General features: G+C 54.0%; 18 protein-coding genes. 2 read left to right on the top strand and 16 right to left on the bottom strand.

The genetic code is table 11. From position 1 onward, the window contains the following. Positions 1 to 4: 4 nt before the first annotated feature. From ccmH to napF, 15 genes are read right to left on the bottom strand one after another with little or no spacing between them, the layout of a single operon-like run. Positions 5 to 1,057 carry a cytochrome c-type biogenesis thiol:disulfide oxidoreductase CcmH gene (ccmH, locus tag K0335_RS15145; RefSeq protein WP_104919409.1) on the bottom strand — a complete coding sequence of 351 codons (1,053 nt, stop codon included), beginning with the start codon at positions 1,055 to 1,057 and terminating at the stop codon, positions 5 to 7. Next, positions 1,054 to 1,611, bottom strand: coding sequence for a thiol:disulfide interchange protein DsbE (gene dsbE, locus K0335_RS15140; RefSeq protein ID WP_000824439.1), 558 nt, complete (start codon positions 1,609 to 1,611; stop codon positions 1,054 to 1,056). Before dsbE ends, ccmH begins: the two co-directional genes overlap by 4 nt. After that, the gene (gene ccmF / locus K0335_RS15135; protein WP_104919408.1) at positions 1,608 to 3,551 is read right to left on the bottom strand and encodes a cytochrome c-type biogenesis heme lyase CcmF; all 1,944 of its coding nucleotides are present in this window, start codon (positions 3,549 to 3,551) and stop codon (positions 1,608 to 1,610) included. The genes dsbE and ccmF overlap by 4 nt, the downstream gene beginning before the upstream one ends. Beyond that, on the bottom strand, positions 3,548 to 4,027 hold the full coding sequence (ccmE, locus tag K0335_RS15130; RefSeq protein ID WP_001026420.1) for a cytochrome c maturation protein CcmE: 480 nt from the start codon (positions 4,025 to 4,027) through the stop codon (positions 3,548 to 3,550). The genes ccmF and ccmE overlap by 4 nt, the downstream gene beginning before the upstream one ends. Continuing rightward, complete coding sequence (ccmD, locus tag K0335_RS15125) at positions 4,024 to 4,233, bottom strand: heme exporter protein CcmD (protein WP_000186540.1); 210 nt, start codon at positions 4,231 to 4,233, stop codon at positions 4,024 to 4,026. Before ccmD ends, ccmE begins: the two co-directional genes overlap by 4 nt. Further along, a complete protein-coding gene (gene ccmC, locus K0335_RS15120) occupies positions 4,230 to 4,967 on the bottom strand; it encodes a heme exporter protein CcmC (protein WP_001295447.1) in 738 nt (245 codons plus the stop codon). Before ccmC ends, ccmD begins: the two co-directional genes overlap by 4 nt. A 41-nt stretch (positions 4,968 to 5,008) precedes the next feature. Beyond that, on the bottom strand, positions 5,009 to 5,671 hold the full coding sequence (gene ccmB / locus K0335_RS15115) for a heme exporter protein CcmB (protein ID WP_000971730.1): 663 nt from the start codon (positions 5,669 to 5,671) through the stop codon (positions 5,009 to 5,011). Then, positions 5,668 to 6,291, bottom strand: a complete 624-nt coding sequence (gene ccmA / locus K0335_RS15110; RefSeq protein ID WP_002431439.1) for a cytochrome c biogenesis heme-transporting ATPase CcmA — start codon at positions 6,289 to 6,291, stop codon at positions 5,668 to 5,670. Before ccmA ends, ccmB begins: the two co-directional genes overlap by 4 nt. A gap of 14 nt (positions 6,292 to 6,305) precedes the next feature. Continuing rightward, the gene (napC, locus tag K0335_RS15105) at positions 6,306 to 6,908 is read right to left on the bottom strand and encodes a cytochrome c-type protein NapC (RefSeq protein ID WP_000528370.1); all 603 of its coding nucleotides are present in this window, start codon (positions 6,906 to 6,908) and stop codon (positions 6,306 to 6,308) included. Between the two features lie 9 nt (positions 6,909 to 6,917). Next, positions 6,918 to 7,367 carry a nitrate reductase cytochrome c-type subunit gene (gene napB / locus K0335_RS15100; RefSeq protein WP_000835177.1) on the bottom strand — a complete coding sequence of 150 codons (450 nt, stop codon included), beginning with the start codon at positions 7,365 to 7,367 and terminating at the stop codon, positions 6,918 to 6,920. After that, a complete protein-coding gene (napH, locus tag K0335_RS15095; RefSeq protein WP_000013506.1) occupies positions 7,364 to 8,227 on the bottom strand; it encodes a quinol dehydrogenase ferredoxin subunit NapH in 864 nt (287 codons plus the stop codon). The genes napB and napH overlap by 4 nt, the downstream gene beginning before the upstream one ends. Continuing rightward, entirely contained in the window at positions 8,214 to 8,909 is a 696-nt protein-coding gene (napG, locus tag K0335_RS15090; protein ID WP_000091291.1) for a ferredoxin-type protein NapG, read from the bottom strand. Before napG ends, napH begins: the two co-directional genes overlap by 14 nt. Before the next feature lie 6 nt (positions 8,910 to 8,915). After that, the gene (gene napA / locus K0335_RS15085; RefSeq protein WP_000778067.1) at positions 8,916 to 11,402 is read right to left on the bottom strand and encodes a periplasmic nitrate reductase subunit alpha; all 2,487 of its coding nucleotides are present in this window, start codon (positions 11,400 to 11,402) and stop codon (positions 8,916 to 8,918) included. Continuing rightward, positions 11,399 to 11,662, bottom strand: coding sequence for a chaperone NapD (gene napD, locus K0335_RS15080; protein WP_000557378.1), 264 nt, complete (start codon positions 11,660 to 11,662; stop codon positions 11,399 to 11,401). The genes napA and napD overlap by 4 nt, the downstream gene beginning before the upstream one ends. After that, positions 11,652 to 12,146 carry a ferredoxin-type protein NapF gene (napF, locus tag K0335_RS15075; protein WP_000686723.1) on the bottom strand — a complete coding sequence of 165 codons (495 nt, stop codon included), beginning with the start codon at positions 12,144 to 12,146 and terminating at the stop codon, positions 11,652 to 11,654. The genes napD and napF overlap by 11 nt, the downstream gene beginning before the upstream one ends. A 404-nt stretch (positions 12,147 to 12,550) precedes the next feature. On the opposite strand from napF, the gene eco reads away from it, so the two are divergent. Beyond that, positions 12,551 to 13,039 carry a serine protease inhibitor ecotin gene (eco, locus tag K0335_RS15070; protein WP_000849220.1) on the top strand — a complete coding sequence of 163 codons (489 nt, stop codon included), beginning with the start codon at positions 12,551 to 12,553 and terminating at the stop codon, positions 13,037 to 13,039. Between the two features lie 181 nt (positions 13,040 to 13,220). Further along, positions 13,221 to 15,446: a mechanosensitive channel protein gene (gene ybiO / locus K0335_RS15065; RefSeq protein WP_219393899.1), complete on the top strand. Its 2,226-nt coding sequence runs from the start codon at positions 13,221 to 13,223 to the stop codon at positions 15,444 to 15,446. Here ybiO and rlmF read toward each other — a convergent pair. Then, positions 15,443 to 16,369 carry a 23S rRNA (adenine(1618)-N(6))-methyltransferase RlmF gene (gene rlmF / locus K0335_RS15060; protein ID WP_160194139.1) on the bottom strand — a complete coding sequence of 309 codons (927 nt, stop codon included), beginning with the start codon at positions 16,367 to 16,369 and terminating at the stop codon, positions 15,443 to 15,445. The two genes, ybiO and rlmF, sit on opposite strands and share 4 nt — an antisense overlap. Positions 16,370 to 16,627: the final 258 nt, after the last annotated feature.

Here is a 16,627-nt window from a genome sequence, read left to right as displayed (position 1 = left end):
GTTCTTATTTACTCTCCTGTGGTGATAAGTGCTGCATCGCCTGAGCGATACTACGTTCAATCACCGCACGGCGAGTATCGTTGGCAGGTAAGAGTTTCAACATCATCTCCCACGCGGCAACGGCTTCGCCAAATCGCTGCTGCTCAAAGGCATTGAACGCATACATGCTTAACACACGGATATTGCTGTGGTCGCTTCTTACTAACTGGCGTAGCAGTTCACCACCCAGGCGGTTGTCATTGGGATCAGATGAACGAGTCAACGCTTCAGCGTATCCGAGTACGGCATCACTGTTCTTCGGATCGAGGCGATACGCAGTGGCGTATGCATCGGTGGCGATACTGGCGTTACCCAGCGCCATGCCAACGCGGCCCAACATAATCCAGCCTTCTATATCTCCCGGATTTTTTTGCAGTTGGGTACGCATCCCCAGCGCAAGGCGGGACATCTCTTCTTTGTTGAGCGGATCGGCTTTCGGATCCAGCGCTCTGTCCAGCAACGCCGGAGCCTGTGCCGTGGCCTGCTGCCAGATTTTCACCTGCTGATAATTGCCGGTCTGGTAGTAGCTGACGCCAGCCACAATTAACGCGACTGCAATACCCGGCAGATAAACAACATATCCGGCACGCTTACCTTCCGGCACGCTTTGTTCAGGAAACGCTTCCTGCACCACGCGTACCCGACGCCGCGAGCGGGCGTAAATGACCCAACCGCCAATGCCAATAGCCACCACCGGTAGCACCCACAGCAGCACGGTCAGCGGCGTTAACGGCGGGTCGTAAGTGACGAAGTTGCCGTAACGCGCCACCATATAATCGACAATCTCTTTCTTACTTTTACCTTCCTGCATCAGTTCGTACACTTTCTGGCGCAGGTCGGTGGCAATCATCGAGTTGGAATCGGCAATGCTGTTGTTCTGGCATTTCGGGCAGCGCAGTTCTTCAGTAAGCTGACGAAACTGTTGTTCCTGTGCCTCATCTTTAAACTGCAACACGTCGATGGTCGCCAGCGCTGAGCCGGAGATCATCAGCATCAGCACGCCCAATAAAAACCTCATTGTGCGGCCTCCTTACTGTATTTCTCCCACAGCGGCTTGATCTCTTCTTCCCAGACGCGGGGGTTGAGATCGCCCGCATGGCGATAGCGAATGATGCCATTGCCGTCGATAAGGAACGTTTCTGGCGCGCCATAGACACCCAGATCCAGCCCTAACATGCCGTCACCGTCAAACAGACTTAACGCATAAGGATTACCCAGCTCTTTCAGCCAGCTGATCGCTTTCTGGCGATCGTCTTTATAGTTCATGCCGACGACTCGGATGCCCTGCGCAGAAAGCTGATTCAGGTATTGATGTTCCGCGCGGCAGGTCGGGCACCAGGTCGCCCAGACGTTGAGCAGTACCGGTTTGCCCTGGGTCAGCACGTCCGCCTGATAAAACTGACCAGGATTGTCCAGCGATTCGAGGCGAAACTTTGGCACCGGCTTGCCAATGAGCGCCGATTCCAGATTGGTCGGATCATCCCCTTCGGCATTACGCGCCAGCTGCCACAGCAACGCTGCAGCAATCGCCAGGAAGATAATTAAAGGAATTAACAATACTTTGCGCTTCATACAGCCTCCGGCGCAGTTTTTTGCGGGCTTACGCGCTTACGATAGCGAGGATCAAACAGGCACAGCAGCCCGCCCAACGCCATCATCAGCCCGCCCGCCCAAATCCAGCGAACAAACGGTTTGTAGTAAAGGCGCACAGCCCACGCACCGTTTTCCAACTCTTCACCGAGCGCTGCGTACAGGTCACGCGTGATGCCACCGTCAATCGCTGCTTCGGTCATCATCGACCCGGCTGTGTTGTAATAACGTTTTTCCGCATACAGCACCGTTTCCGGCTTGCCATCTCGCGTTACGCCGATAGTCGCCACACCGCCGCGCCAGTTCGGACCAGTCACTTCTTTGACATCACGGAAGGTGAAGTGATATTCATGAATATCGACGCTATCGCCGGACTTCATGCGCACATCACGCTCAACGCTATAGTTCTGGCTAAAGGCAATACCAACAATTGTTACCGCCAGCCCCAGGTGAGCCGCCACCATGCCCCAATAACTAAAGGTGGTTTTCGTGCCGAGTGAAATACGCAGCGCAGCTTCCGCAATGGCCAGCACTGCAATCCAGCAGGCCATTGCCAGGCCGAGCACCGTCATCGCCACAACTTTGCTTTCGAACAGCCACGGCACTATCAGCGACAACACCAGCGTAGAGATGAAAGCGATAATCAATAAATTGCGGATTTTACGTGGGCGATCGCGCCCCCAGCGCACCAGTGGACCGACACCAAGCAGTAGCGCAAACGGCACCATCAGCCAGGTAAACATAGTGTTGAAGAACGGTTCACCAATCGAAATACTGCCCAGCCCAAGTTGCTTATGCACCAGCGGCAGCAGCGTCCCCAGCAACACCACCAGCATTGCGGCGACCAGCAAAACGTTGTTCGCTAACAGCAAAGATTCCCGCGACCACAGCGCATTGTTTACGCGTGAGCGAACTTTGTGTCCACGCGCGGCAAACAGCAGCAGCGAACCGCCAATCACCAGCACCATAAAGGCGAGGATAAACATACCGCGCGCCGGATCAGACGCAAACGCGTGTACCGATACCAGCACGCCGGAACGCACGAGGAAAGTCCCCAACAGACACAACGAGAAGGCACTGATTGCCAGCAGTAATGTCCACGCTTTGAAGCTGGCGCGCTGTTCAGTGACCGCCAGCGAGTGCATCAGCGCAGTACCCACCAACCACGGCATAAACGAGGCGTTTTCTACCGGATCCCAGAACCACCAGCCGCCCCAGCCGAGTTCGTAATAGGCCCATGCGGAACCGAGCACAATGCCGAGCGTCAGGAAAATCCACGCCGCCAACGTCCACGGACGGGTAAAACGCGCATAGGTGCTGTCCAGACGTCCACTCAACAAAGAAGCAATGGCGAAAGCAAACGCCACCGAGAAACCGACATACCCCATATAAAGCAGAGGCGGATGGAAGATCAGCCCCGGATCCTGCAACAGCGGGTTAAGATCGCGCCCTTCAATCGGGAAGTTCGGCAACGTGCGTGAGAACGGGTTAGAGGTAAAGAGAATGAACAGCAAAAAGCCGACACTGACCATCCCCATTATCGCCAGTACACGGGCCACAATATCCAGCGGAATACGCTGACTAAAAATCGCCACCGCAAAGGTCCAGCCGCTCATCAGCAGCACCCACAGCAGTAGCGAGCCTTCATGCGCACCCCAGGTTGCCGCCACGCGATACCACACCGGAAGCTGGGTATTGGAGTTGCTGGCAACATAGGTGACAGTAAAGTCATTCACCACGAAAGCATTGACCAGCACCAGAAATGCGCCAGCCACAGACATAAATAGCAGCCAGGCAAACAAGCGCGAAGAAGCCATCATGCGCGCATCCCCGCGCGCCACGCCCCATAGCGGATACACGGACAGCAACAGCGCAATTCCTAGCGCCAGGCACAGCAGTCCGTTACCAATTTCTGGCATCATGATGCTGGGCCCTTATAAACACTCGCCGGGCGACGGTGATTAGCTTCCATCGCTTTCTCGACTTCTGGCGGCGTGTAGTTTTCATCGTGTTTCGCCAGTACTTCTTTCGCAAGGATATGATTGCCTTTTTCCAGTTCGCCCTGCACCACAACGCCCTGCCCTTCACGGAACAGATCCGGCAAAATGCCTTCGTAAGAGACATCTACTGAACCTTCAGCGTCGTAAATGGTGAACGTTACTTTTAGCGAATTCGGATCGCGCTGCACGCTACCCGGCATTACCATCCCGCCAACGCGCAGACGCTGACCGACTTCCGGCATCTGTTGAGTTTCACGCTTGCCGTAGAGAATTTCCCCCGGCGTATAAAAAAGATCGATATTCGAGCGCAGCGCATACAACACCAGGCCGATAGTCAGCGCCAGCCCCGCCAGCACGGCACAGGCAATCCACAAACGGTTTTTACGGCGAATATTCATGCAGCCTCCTGCTGTTGCGCAGCACGTAAACGCGCCTCACGCGCCCGCTGTTGCGCCACGCCACGCAGAATTGCGCGATGCTGCATCACCGAGTGCACGACCAAAACCACCAGCGGAATAACGGTCATCACCACCGCCAGCCAGACAAAAAAGGCGTAACCGCCCATTGCGAAAAATTCATTCCAGGAAGCAAATGCAGGGGTCATTTACGGCCTCTTTTTAGTATCAGTTCACTCACCCACGGACGGCGTTTTTCCATCAGCAAAATCAAATTACGCATCCGCATCAGCGTCAGCGTGGCAGACAGCAGCAGGAAACCAAAAATCGACCAGCGCAGCGGCGAACGCATCGCTGGATCAATACTTTGCTGCATCCGCGTAGATCCCTGATGCAGGGTGTTCCACCACTCCACGGAGTAATGAATAATCGGCAGGTTCACCACGCCAATCAGCACCAGAATACCTGCCGCACGGCCTGCCAGACGGCGATCGTCGAAGGCGTGCCACAGGGCAATCACACCAACATACAGAAACAGCAGCACCAGTTCAGAGGTCAGGCGTGCGTCCCATACCCACCAGGTGCCCCACATCGGTTTTCCCCATGCAGAGCCGGTAACCAGGGCAATAAAGGTAAACACGGCACCAATGGGGGCCATCGCCGCCACCGCCAGGTTGGCCATTTTCATCTGCCAGACCAGGCCAATAAACGCTGCCACCGCCATTGATGCATAAATGCCCATCGACCAGATCGCCGCAGGCACATGCAGGTAGATAATGCGATAGCTATTTCCCTGCTGATAATCAGCAGGAGCAAAGCCGAATCCCCAGATCCAGCCGACGGTAAGCACGACCACACTGGCAATTGCCAGCCACGGTATAAACCAGCCACAGATTTGATACAGCCGTGGTGGGATCGCCAGTTGATGCAGTGTTTTCCACATAGTTTCGATACCAGACTCGAACAAAAATCAGTAATCCAGCGTTATTGAATGCTGATTCGTAACGCTGCCGCCGTCGCAAAAGGACTTAATGTCGCGGTGCCTGCCAGCAACGCGCCTAAAATTGCCAGATACCCGTCAACGGGCAAATGCATCGAAGCCGCGTCCATCGCGGCGGTGGCAAAGATGAGTAATGGGATAGTCAGCGGTAACACCAGTATGCTGAGCAGCACACCACCGCGTTTAAGTCCCACTGTCAGCGCCACGCCCGGTGCACCGAGAAAACCAAGCGTTGGGGTTCCCAGCAGCAGCGTCAGCGCCATCACTTGCCAGCCATAAACATCCATTCCCAGTAGCATTGCTACCAGAGGCGAAAGGATGAGTAACGGCAGACCTGTTACCATCCAGTGCGCCATCACCTTCGCCAGCACAACGGCGGGCAAGGGTAACGGCAACAACATCAATTGTTCAAGACTGCCGTCCTGCAAATCGTCACGGAACAGTCGTTCCAGTGCCAGCAAGGATGAAAGCAGCGCGGCAACCCAGATAATGCCCGGCGCAATACGCGCCAGCAGTTGCGGCTCCGGACCGATACTGAGCGGAAAAAGGGTAATTACAATCAGGAAGAACCACAGCGGGTTGGCGATTTCGGCGCTATGGCGAAACGCTACGCGCAGCTCAAGACGGAAAATGCGCCAGAACATCATGCGGCCCCCGTTTGCGTCAGTGAAATGCGGCGAATTTTACTTTCAGCAACGTTGAGCGGCTGGTGGGTAGTCAGAATCACAATCCCCCCCTGCTCCGTATGCTGCGCCATACGCTGGGTCAGACGATCGACGCCGTTAACGTCAATCGCGGTAAAAGGCTCGTCGAGTATCCATAACGTGGCACGGGTCAGCCACAGACGCGCTAAAGCGACGCGGCGTTGTTGCCCGGCAGAAAGTTGATTTACCGGAATATCTTCGAATCCGGCAAGCCCGGCCTGCGCCAGGGCTTCCAGACATTGTGCGGTATCGCCATCGCGATGATAAAAGTGCAGATTTTCCAACGCCGTCAGCCGGGTTTTGATCCCCGGCTGATGGCCTATCCATAACAGGTTTTGATGGTAGCTGTCGCGTACCTGATGCAAGGGCTGCCCTTGCCAGAGAACCTCGCCTGCGTCAGGGCGCGATAACCCTGTCAACAGGCGGAGAAGTGTCGTCTTCCCCGCACCGTTACTTCCGGTAATCTGCACCCACTCCCCTGCTTTCAGGGAAAACGATAAATCACTGAACAACGTTCGTTCATCACGCTCGCAGAGCAAACCTCTGGCTTCAAGCATTACCACTCATCTTTACCTTGTCAGAAACCTGGCTCAACTTCGCGCATATCAGGCAGCTTATGTGCAATCCCTTTATGGCAGTCGATACAGGTTTGCCCAGCTTTTACTGCCTGGTCGTGCATTTTTGCAGCGACAGATTTCTGGGCAGTTGCATCCATATACTCGAAGTTGTGACAGTTACGGCACTCCTGCGAGTTGTTATCTTTCATGCGCCGCCATTCGTTTTGCGCCATCGTCAGACGATGTGCTTCAAACTTCTGCGGTGTATCAATGACACCGAAAATCTTGCCGTACAGCTCTTTACTGGCTTTGAGTTTACGGATCATCTTCGGCACAAACTCGTGCGGGACATGGCAATCAGGGCAGGTCGCACGGACGCCGCTACGATTGTTGTAATGCACGGAATCCATGTATTCCTGATACACCGTGTTACGCATTTCGTGGCAGCTAATGCAAAACTCTTCAGTGTTAGCTTTTTCCATCCCGGTGTTAAAGCCGCCCCAGAAGACGATACCGCCAACAAAACCGATCAACAGCAGCGTACCCAGCGCCAGACGGCTGGGGGTACGCCACCATTTCCACAGGCGCTTAATCAGACCAGGCTTACGGTCAGAATTTCCCATAATAACCTCTTATTTCCCGTAACCTTTTGACGGGGTAAAGGTATTCCCCACGATTGGCGCGGTATCAGCCTGCGGTACGTGACATTGCAGACAGAAGTAACGACGTGGAGCCACTTCCGCGCCCACTTTGCCGTCGCTGTCCATAAAGTGAGTAGGACTGATGCGCGGCGCGCCAGTGGTGCGATAGCTTTCGACACCGTGGCACTGCAAGCAGCGGTTGGTATTGGTCGTTACCTGATAACCTTCAACGCTATGCGGGATCATTGGCGGCTGATTCACATAGTTCAGCGGCATCCGTTCCTGCTCTTTTGGCATCCGAATGGCCCCTTCCTGCGTCCCGGATACTTCCGGCGACTGGCTAAAATCGACGCCATTAGCCGCCCAAACCGCGCCGCTCACCACCAGGGCCAGCATCGCCGTCCATTGACACAGCGCTTTCTTCAGGTCATGGCTTTTCATGATTTCGCTCCCGAACTCCATCGTGTAGTTATTGTAAATACATCCTCAGAACAGACATCCACGCAGCGACCGCACGTCATGCAATCGCGGCTGGTGACCTGCACCGGGCTTTGTTCATCCAGCACCGGGGCACGTAGCACATGCGGTTCCGGGCAAACATGAAAACAATCCATACAGCGGTTACATTTCTGCCGATCGGTGGCCGCAACGGTAATCACACCTTTGCTACCCAATACGCCATACAGCGCACCAACCGGACAAATGTGCCCGCACCAGCCGTGTTCAACGACCAGTAGATCAAATAAAAACAGCGCGAGAATAAGCAGCGCGCCGCTGCCGAAGCCCATTACCAGGCTGCGCCCCATCAGAGAAACGGGGTTGATCCATTCCCAGATGAGTGTGCCGGTTAAGGCCGATCCCAGCAGAATGACCACCAACAGCACGTAGCGAATGTGGCGTGGGATCGTCGCAGACTGATTGAGGTCAAAGCGCCTGCGTAACCAGTTCGCTAAGTCGGTAATCGGGTTCAGCGGGCAGACCCAGCTGCAAAATAATCGCTTTCCTGCCAGGGCGTAGAGCACGGTGATAATCACCGCACCGGTCAACGCCACCGTGGCAGGCAGATGACCGCTGGCAAGACTTTGCAGCGTCATCAGCGGATCGGTCAGTGGAACGGTGTCGAATAACAGGCTACTGCTGTAGTTGCCGTGCAAGATCCACACACCAAACCACGGACCGCTCAAAAACATCCCCAGCACGAAGAACTGACAAAGGCGACGTAACACCAGCCAACGGTGACTGCGCCACCAGCCTTTTTTCTCCAGCGCCTCGCGCCCGGCGTCACGTTTACGATTTGCCATTGTTCCCCTCCAGCCAGCCGAAGCGGTAATGGTGACCTAACTCCCCTTTCGCCAGTGACAGCGGTAACACCTTGATTGCCGGTTGTTCCAGCACGCATACTTTTTCGCACTTACCGCAGCCGGTACAGGCGTCGCTGTGAACCGTTGGCAGAAAACGGGCGTGCTTACCGGTACGTGTGTTGCGCTCCAGTTCCAGGGTGATGGCCTCATCAATTTTCGGGCATTCGCGATAACAAACATCGCAGCGCAGCCCCTGAAAGTTGAGACAGTTTTCCTGGTCCACCAGTACCGCCAGCCCCATCCGCGCGTCGTCGATCGATTCGATCTCTCGATCCAGCGCACCGCTCGGGCACACTTTGGCGCACGGAATGTCCTCACACATTTCGCAAGGAATATCCCGCGCGACAAAGTACGGCGTACCTGCCGACAGGCCAGAGGCCAGTGTCGCCAGTTTTAAGGTGTCGTAAGGGCAAGCCTGAACACACTGACCGCAACGTACGCAGGCACTGGCAAAGGCGTTCTCGTTTATGGCTCCGGGCGGGCGCAACCGCACACCAGATGCGCGTGCGGTTTGCTGTTGTAACCCCAGCGCCACACCCACGGCAGCCAACCCACCAGCTGTGCGAACGACATCGCGCAGAAAGCGGCGGCGACCATTTTGAGGTTTCGCTGACCGGGACATAATGGCTTACACCTTCTCCAGTTTGACCGCGCACTTCTTGAAGTCCGTCTCTTTCGAGAGCGGATCGGTCGCATCCAGCGTCAGTTTGTTAACCAGCTGTGCGGCGTCGAAGAACGGCATATACACCAGGCCCTGCGGCGGACGGTTACGACCGCGCGTTTCAACAATCGAGATCACTTCGCCACGGCGAGAAACCACTTTCACTTTGTCGCCACGACGCAGATCGCGCGCTTTCGCATCCAGCGGATGAATAAACAGTACCGCTTCCGGGAAGGCACGGTGCAGTTCCGGTACACGGCGAGTCATACTGCCGGTGTGCCAGTGCTCCAGGACGCGCCCGGTAGATAGCCACAGATCGTACTCTTCATCCGGTGCTTCCGCCGCCGGTTCGAACGGCAGTGCGAAGATCACCGCTTTGCCATCCGGTTTACCGTAGAACTTGTAGCCTTCGCCCGCTTTCACGTACGGGTCGTTACCTTCGCTGTAACGCCACTGCGTTTCTTTACCGTTCACCACCGGCCAGCGCAGACCGCGTGCTTTGTGGTAGTCATCGAACGGTGCCAGATCGTGACCGTGACCGCGACCAAACCATGCGTACTCTTCGAACAGCCCTTTTTGCAGATAGAAGCCCAGCTCGCGGGATTCATCGTTCAACTGATCTTCTGCCAGTTCGGATACCGGGAATTTGCTCACTTCCGGGGTAGCATACAGAACCTCATACAGCGTTTTGCCACGCAGTTCCGGTTTCTTCGCCAGCAACTCTTCCGGCCACACTTCTTCAGTTTTGAAGCGGCGGGAGAACTGAACTAACTGCCAGAGATCCGATTTCGCTTCGCCCGGTGCCTGTACCTGCTGACGCCAGAATTGAGTACGGCGTTCGGCGTTACCGTAAGCCCCCTCTTTTTCTACCCACATTGCGGTCGGCAGGATCAAGTCGGCTGCCAGCGCACTGACTGTCGGATACGGATCGGAAACGATGATAAAGTTGCGCGGATCGCGCCAGCCCGGCATACGCTCTTCATTAATGTTCGGCCCGGCCTGCATGTTGTTGGTACACATGGTCCAGTAAACATTCAGTTTGCCGTCTTTCAGCGCACGGTCCTGTGCCACCGCGTGCAGACCGATTTTCGCCGGAATGGTGCCGCTCGGGATATTCCACTTCTTCTCGCAGATATCACGGTGTTTCTCATTGGTCACCACCATGTCCGCAGGCAGACGGTGAGCAAAGGTGCCGACTTCACGCGCAGTACCGCACGCAGAAGGCTGCCCGGTCAGGGAGAACGGACCGCAACCCGGCTGAGAAATTTTGCCAGTCAGCAGGTGCAGGTTGTAGACCAGGTTGTTGGCCCACACGCCACGGGTATGCTGGTTAAAGCCCATCGTCCAGTAGGAGATGACTTTCTTGTTCGGATCGGCATACAGCTGCGCCAGTTGTTCTAGCTGGTCTTTCGGCACGCCGGTCATTTCAGCGGTTTTTTCCAGCGTATACTCGGCAACGAAGGCTTTGTAATCTTCAAAGCTCATCGGCTCGGAAGCGTCAGAACCTGGATTCTTTGCTGCTTTTTCCAGCGGATGGGTCGGACGTAAACCGTAGCCGATGTCGGTCGCCCCTTTGCGCAGGTTAACGTGTTTGCTAAAGAAGTCCTGATTTATCGCGTTGTTTTGAATGATATAGTTGGCGATGTAGTTCAGGATCACCAGGTCAGACTGTGGCGTAAAGATGATGCCGTTATCCGCCAGCTCGAAGCTACGATGCTGGTAGGTAGAAAGCACCGCCACGGTGACGTTCTGGTTAGAGAGACGACGGTTGGTGATGCGCGACCAGAGGATCGGGTGCATCTCCGCCATGTTAGCGCCCCACAGCACAAACGCGTCAGCCTGTTCGATGTCGTCATAGCAGCCCATCGGCTCATCCATACCAAAGGTACGCATAAAGCCAACTACCGCCGACGCCATACAGTGACGCGCGTTCGGGTCGATGTTGTTCGAACGGAAGCCCGCTTTGAACAGCTTGGACGCGGCATAACCTTCCCAGATAGTCCACTGACCAGAACCGAACATACCGATCGATTCCGGCCCTTTTTCTTTCAGGGCAGTCTTGAATTTTTCTTCCATCACATCGAAGGCTTGATCCCAGGTGATTGGGGTGAACTCGCCTTCTTTGTCATATTTACCGTTTTTCATACGCAGAAGCGGCTGCGTCAAACGGTCTTTACCGTACATGATTTTGGGCAGGAAATAGCCCTTAATGCAGTTCAGACCACGGTTAACCGGTGCGTCCGGGTCGCCCTGACAGGCCACCACACGCCCCTGCTGCGTTCCGACCAGAACGCCACAACCAGTACCGCAGAAACGGCATGGTGCTTTATCCCATTTAATGGCTTCCTGCTGACCAACAACGGCGCGGGCAACGCCCGGCACGCTGAGACCGGCAGCCGCCGCAGCGGCCGCAACGGCGTTAGCTTTCATAAAGCTACGACGACTGAGTTTCATGGTGTTTCCTCACCTTGCTCTTCCTGCTGGTGATAAACCAGCGACACCGCCAGCACGCCCTCTACGTTGCGTACTGACTCAATGGTTTGGATCAGCGTTTCGCTGTCTTCTGCTTCCACCACCACAATCAACTGACCGCTCGGCGCGTCGCTGACAGCGACTTCACAGCCGGGAAAGGCGTTCAGTTGGGTGCTGATGTCTGAAATTCGTTCGCTTTTGGCCTGCACGACCAGGCTGCAAACTTGCCAGTTAGTGTGCATGGAGATACTCCGCAGTTATGGCTGATACCGGACAGCTGGCTGCACATGCTCCACATCCGTTGCAAAGTTGGCTATTAAGTTGCGGCTGGTAGATCCCGGAGAGCGTCGGGCGAAAGATAATTGCCATTGGCTCACAGCTATCCTGACAGCGGCGGCATTCAACTGACTGATACGCCAGGCACGCGTCCCCAATGGTGAACTGCAAATCCCAGGCCCTGGTGTGGCGCGGAGAAAATAGCGATTCGGGGCAAGCTTGCGCGCAGGCATAACAGAAGCTGCACTCGTTGTTTTTGAAATTAACGCTCGGATAGCCGCCCGCGCCGCGTTGCAGAATGTTGTTTTCACAAGCATTAATACAGGCGTCACAGCGGGTGCAATGGGTCAGAAAATGAGATTCATCACCTGACCAGGGCGGACGGATACCGTTACTGGCTTTGCGCCAGCGACCAGTGAGTATGCCCCGACGGGATGCATCAATCTTCACATTGACCTTCCAACATTAACGCGCTCTGAAAATTGAGAGCGAGCAAATAAACCACACAACTAATAAGCTATTTTTATGCCCGCTAAGATATAAAAGGTTGTGTCAAAGATGCATACCCCGATCGGGGTAAAACATGTTGTCGGATCAAAAGAGCAGCAGTAAAGGAAGCAAAAATGCGATTTTACTCACATTTCATATGGTTAGGCATCTAATTATATAGCGCGCATTTAACCAAATAATTTCCTACCTTGAAATTTAATAGAAGCATATAACACCAATAGATTAGGTAAAACTGTCTGAATATTCTTTAAGTTATTCATAAAGCAAATTAATAAATACGATGAATATGTTAACCTTCAACGACATCATCGGTGAAAACCTATAAATGAAGAAGGAAAGCAAAAATGAAGACCATTCTACCTGCAGTATTGTTTGCCGCTTTCGCCACCACCTCCGCCTGGGCGGCAGAGAGCGTCCAGCCACTGGAAAAAATCGCGCCTTATCCGCAAGCTGAAAAAGGCATGAAGCGTCAGGTGATTCAGTTAACCCCGCAAGTAGATGAATCTACCCTGAAAGTAGAACTGTTAATCGGTCAGACGCTGGAAGTCGATTGCAATTTACATCGTCTTGGCGGGAAGCTGGAAAGCAAAACGCTGGAAGGCTGGGGCTATGATTATTATGTCTTTGATAAAGTTAGCTCGCCGGTTTCCACGATGATGGCCTGCCCGGATGGCAAGAAAGAGAAGAAATTTGTCACCGCGTATCTGGGCGATGCCGGAATGCTGCGTTACAACAGCAAGCTGCCTATCGTGGTGTATACCCCGGACAATGTGGATGTGAAATACCGCATCTGGAAGGCAGAAGAGAAAATTGACAACGCAGTAGAAAAATAAGTCGCTCACACCTGGTCATCTGCCAGTCTCGACGTGGTATTACCCATTCTCGTGACAGCTGATGGATGACCAGTTAAATCTTCACTGCCTGAAATAACCCCCCGGAATCCTCTCATTTAAAATCGCCCCTCCTCCAGCATCTATACTTATCTTTTTGCTCTGTTTTCTCACTGGAGGAGTCATGCGGTGGATCCTGTTCATCCTCTTCTGCCTGCTGGGCGCACCTGCCCACGCGGTATCCATACCCGGCGTTACAACCACACCGATAACAGACTCAACGACTGAACCGGCCCCGGAACCGGATATCGAACAAAAAAAAGCGGCCTATGGCGCACTGGCAGATGTGCTGGATAACGACACCTCGCGTAAAGAGTTGATCGACCAGTTGCGCACCGTCGCCGCTACGCCCCCGGCAGAACCCGTACCAAAGATCGTGCCGCCGACGCTGGTTGAAGAGCAAACCGTGCTGCAAAAGGTCACCGAAGTCAGCCGCCATTATGGTGAAGCCCTTTCTGCCCGCTTCGGACAACTTTATCGCAATATCACCGGCTCCCCGCATAAGCCGTTTAATCCACAAACCTTCAGCAATGCGCTGACCCATTTTTCAATGTTAGCGGTTTTAGTGTTTGGTTTTTACTGGCTGATTCGCCTGTGCGCGCTGCCGCTGTATCGCAAAATGGGCCAGTGGGCGCGGCAAAAAAATCGTGAGCGCAGTAACTGGTTGCAGCTTCCGGCGATGATTATCGGGGCGTTTATTATCGACCTGCTGTTACTGGCACTGACATTATTTGTCGGTCAGGTTTTAAGCGACAACCTGAATGCGGGCAGTCGCACCATCGCTTTCCAACAAAGTTTGTTTCTCAACGCCTTTGCCCTGATTGAATTTTTCAAAGCCGTACTACGCCTGATTTTTTGCCCCAACGTGGCGGAGCTGCGCCCGTTTACGATTCAGGACGAAAGCGCCCGTTACTGGAGTCGTCGCCTGAGCTGGTTAAGCAGCCTGATTGGGTATGGTCTGATTGTAGCTGTGCCGATTATCTCTAATCAGGTGAATGTGCAAATCGGTGCGCTAGCGAACGTCATCATTATGCTGTGCATGACCGTCTGGGCGCTGTACCTGATCTTTCGTAATAAAAAAGAGATTACGCAGCATTTGCTCAACTTCGCGGAACACTCGCTGGCCTTTTTCAGCCTGTTTATTCGCGCTTTTGCGCTGGTGTGGCACTGGTTGGCAAGCGCCTATTTTATCGTGCTGTTTTTCTTTTCGTTGTTCGATCCGGGCAACAGCCTGAAATTTATGATGGGTGCAACGGTACGCAGCCTGGCGATTATTGGTATCGCCGCGTTTGTTTCCGGTATGTTTTCCCGCTGGTTGGCGAAGACCATCACTCTCTCGCCACATACTCAGCGTAATTATCCGGAACTGCAAAAACGGCTGAATGGATGGCTTTCGGCGGCACTGAAAACAGCGCGTATTCTGACCGTCTGCGTGGCGGTAATGCTGCTGTTGAGCGCATGGGGATTGTTCGATTTCTGGAACTGGCTGCAAAACGGTGCGGGGCAGAAAACCGTAGATATCCTGATCCGTATCGCACTCATTCTTTTCTTCTCGGCGGTTGGCTGGACGGTGCTCGCCAGTTTGATCGAAAACCGGCTGGCTTCGGATATTCATGGCCGCCCGCTACCGAGCGCCCGCACGCGTACTCTGCTGACGCTGTTTCGCAACGCGCTGGCGGTGATTATCAGTACCATCACCATCATGATTGTGTTGTCAGAAATCGGCGTCAATATCGCGCCATTGCTGGCAGGTGCCGGGGCATTAGGTCTGGCTATCTCATTTGGTTCGCAAACGCTGGTGAAAGATATCATCACCGGCGTGTTTATACAGTTTGAAAACGGCATGAACACTGGAGATTTGGTGACTATCGGGCCGCTGACCGGCACTGTGGAACGGATGTCGATTCGCTCCGTGGGAGTGCGTCAGGATACCGGGGCGTATCACATCATTCCGTGGTCTTCGATTACCACCTTTGCTAACTTTGTCCGCGGCATTGGTTCGGTAGTGGCAAATTACGATGTTGATCGCCATGAAGATGCTGATAAAGCCAATCAGGCACTGAAAGATGCGGTAGCGGAATTGATGGAAAACGAAGAAATTCGCGGGCTGGTTATTGGTGAACCGAACTTTGCCGGGATTGTCGGCTTAAGCAATACCGCATTTACACTGCGAGTTTCGTTCACTACGCTGCCACTCAAACAGTGGACGGTACGCTTTGCCCTCGACAGCCAGGTGAAAAAACATTTCGACCTGGCTGGCGTTCGCGCGCCGGTGCAGACTTATCAGGTGCTGCCTGCTCCGGGCGCGGCCCCGGCTGAACCGCTGCCACCGGGAGAACCGACACTTTAACGCTGGCGATTAACAAAACGACGGCGCTGCTCGTCGTTCATAAAGGTCCAGGCAATAAAGCGACTCTGCTTTTGCCCCTGGGCCATCTCTTTTTTAACCACTTTCACCGCGCCCACGTCCGTCAGAGCACGATACAACGGCGGTAAGTTTTCGCCACGAGATACCAACGAGGTAAACCACATCACCTGCTTCGCGAAGCCTTTGCTTTCTTCAATCATCTTTTTGATAAAAGCCACTTCACCGCCGTCACACCACAGCTCCTGTTGCTGACCGCCAAAGTTCAGTGCATCGTCTTTGCTCAGCCCCAGGTTACGCCGTTTACGCTCACTACCCGCCCGTGCCGCAGCGGCGGAATCGTGGAATGGCGGGTTACACAAGGTCGCGTCGTATTGCTCGTTTTTGTGGATAATACCGTTAAAAATCGCCCCGCTCTCTTTCTGCCGACGCAGACGAATGGCGCGGTTAAGCCCCGGATTAGCACTGATGATCGCCTGCGCGCTGCTTAACGCCTGGCTGCTGGTTTCACTACCGGTAAAACGCCAGCCATATTCGTGTACGCCAATCAGCGGATAAATACAGTTCGCACCAACGCCAATATCCAGAATGCTGGCCCTGGCAGGGATCGTTCCGCTTGCTTCAGCCAGTAAATCAGCAAGATGATGAATATAATCCGCCCGGCCCGGTACTGGTGGGCAGAGAAAACCGTCTGGAATATCCCAGTTCGCCACAGCGTAAAAATGGGCCAGTAACGCCTTATTGAGCGCCTTCACCGCCAGTGGATTGGCGAAGTCTACGCTTTGTTCCCCGGCAGGCGTTAGCGTGAGGAATTGCTTCAGTTCAGGATTCACCTGACAAAGCGTGGCAAGATCGTAGCGGCTGTGATGACGGTTGCGCGGATGCAACCCCGGTTTCTGGGCGGACATAGCATTCTCCTTTAAGCAGCGGCGTAAGATACCCGCATAACGCGACAGGGTAAATATCTGGCTGCGTTTATCATTCTCCAAACCTTAACATGACTATGGTTTATGGCAATTCACCATAAAAATCAGCATCATGCATGTCATTGATTTGTCTTATTTTGTAAAAATATATCGTTCAAAAAATAAGCACATCTCTGTCAATTTTTTGCGTCATTTGCATCGCGCAGGCGACCTACACTTATCAGGCACTACCCGTTGTAT

Source organism: Escherichia sp. GZ89 (genome assembly GCF_019366485.1).
Taxonomy (GTDB): domain Bacteria; phylum Pseudomonadota; class Gammaproteobacteria; order Enterobacterales; family Enterobacteriaceae; genus Escherichia; species Escherichia fergusonii.
The sequence above is the reverse complement of the archived record's forward strand: the minus strand, read 5'-3'. Positions and strand labels throughout refer to the sequence as shown.

Bases quoted from the DNA above. Each gene is read 5' to 3' on its own strand.
- ccmB (WP_000971730.1), bottom strand. From the start codon at position 5,671: ATGATGTTCTGGCGCATTTTCCGTCTTGAGCTGCGCGTAGCGTTTCGC.
- napB (WP_000835177.1), bottom strand. From the start codon at position 7,367: ATGAAAAGCCATGACCTGAAGAAAGCGCTGTGTCAATGGACGGCGATG.
- napG (WP_000091291.1), bottom strand. From the start codon at position 8,909: ATGTCCCGGTCAGCGAAACCTCAAAATGGTCGCCGCCGCTTTCTGCGC.
- rlmF (WP_160194139.1), bottom strand. From the start codon at position 16,369: ATGTCCGCCCAGAAACCGGGGTTGCATCCGCGCAACCGTCATCACAGC.
- ccmH (WP_104919409.1), bottom strand. From the start codon at position 1,057: ATGAGGTTTTTATTGGGCGTGCTGATGCTGATGATCTCCGGCTCAGCG.
- ccmC (WP_001295447.1), bottom strand. From the start codon at position 4,967: ATGTGGAAAACACTGCATCAACTGGCGATCCCACCACGGCTGTATCAA.
- napH (WP_000013506.1), bottom strand. From the start codon at position 8,227: ATGGCAAATCGTAAACGTGACGCCGGGCGCGAGGCGCTGGAGAAAAAA.
- ccmF (WP_104919408.1), bottom strand. From the start codon at position 3,551: ATGATGCCAGAAATTGGTAACGGACTGCTGTGCCTGGCGCTAGGAATT.
- napA (WP_000778067.1), bottom strand. From the start codon at position 11,402: ATGAAACTCAGTCGTCGTAGCTTTATGAAAGCTAACGCCGTTGCGGCC.
- napD (WP_000557378.1), bottom strand. From the start codon at position 11,662: ATGCACACTAACTGGCAAGTTTGCAGCCTGGTCGTGCAGGCCAAAAGC.
- napC (WP_000528370.1), bottom strand. From the start codon at position 6,908: ATGGGAAATTCTGACCGTAAGCCTGGTCTGATTAAGCGCCTGTGGAAA.
- ccmD (WP_000186540.1), bottom strand. From the start codon at position 4,233: ATGACCCCTGCATTTGCTTCCTGGAATGAATTTTTCGCAATGGGCGGT.
- ccmE (WP_001026420.1), bottom strand. From the start codon at position 4,027: ATGAATATTCGCCGTAAAAACCGTTTGTGGATTGCCTGTGCCGTGCTG.
- eco (WP_000849220.1), top strand. From the start codon at position 12,551: ATGAAGACCATTCTACCTGCAGTATTGTTTGCCGCTTTCGCCACCACC.
- ybiO (WP_219393899.1), top strand. From the start codon at position 13,221: ATGCGGTGGATCCTGTTCATCCTCTTCTGCCTGCTGGGCGCACCTGCC.
- dsbE (WP_000824439.1), bottom strand. From the start codon at position 1,611: ATGAAGCGCAAAGTATTGTTAATTCCTTTAATTATCTTCCTGGCGATT.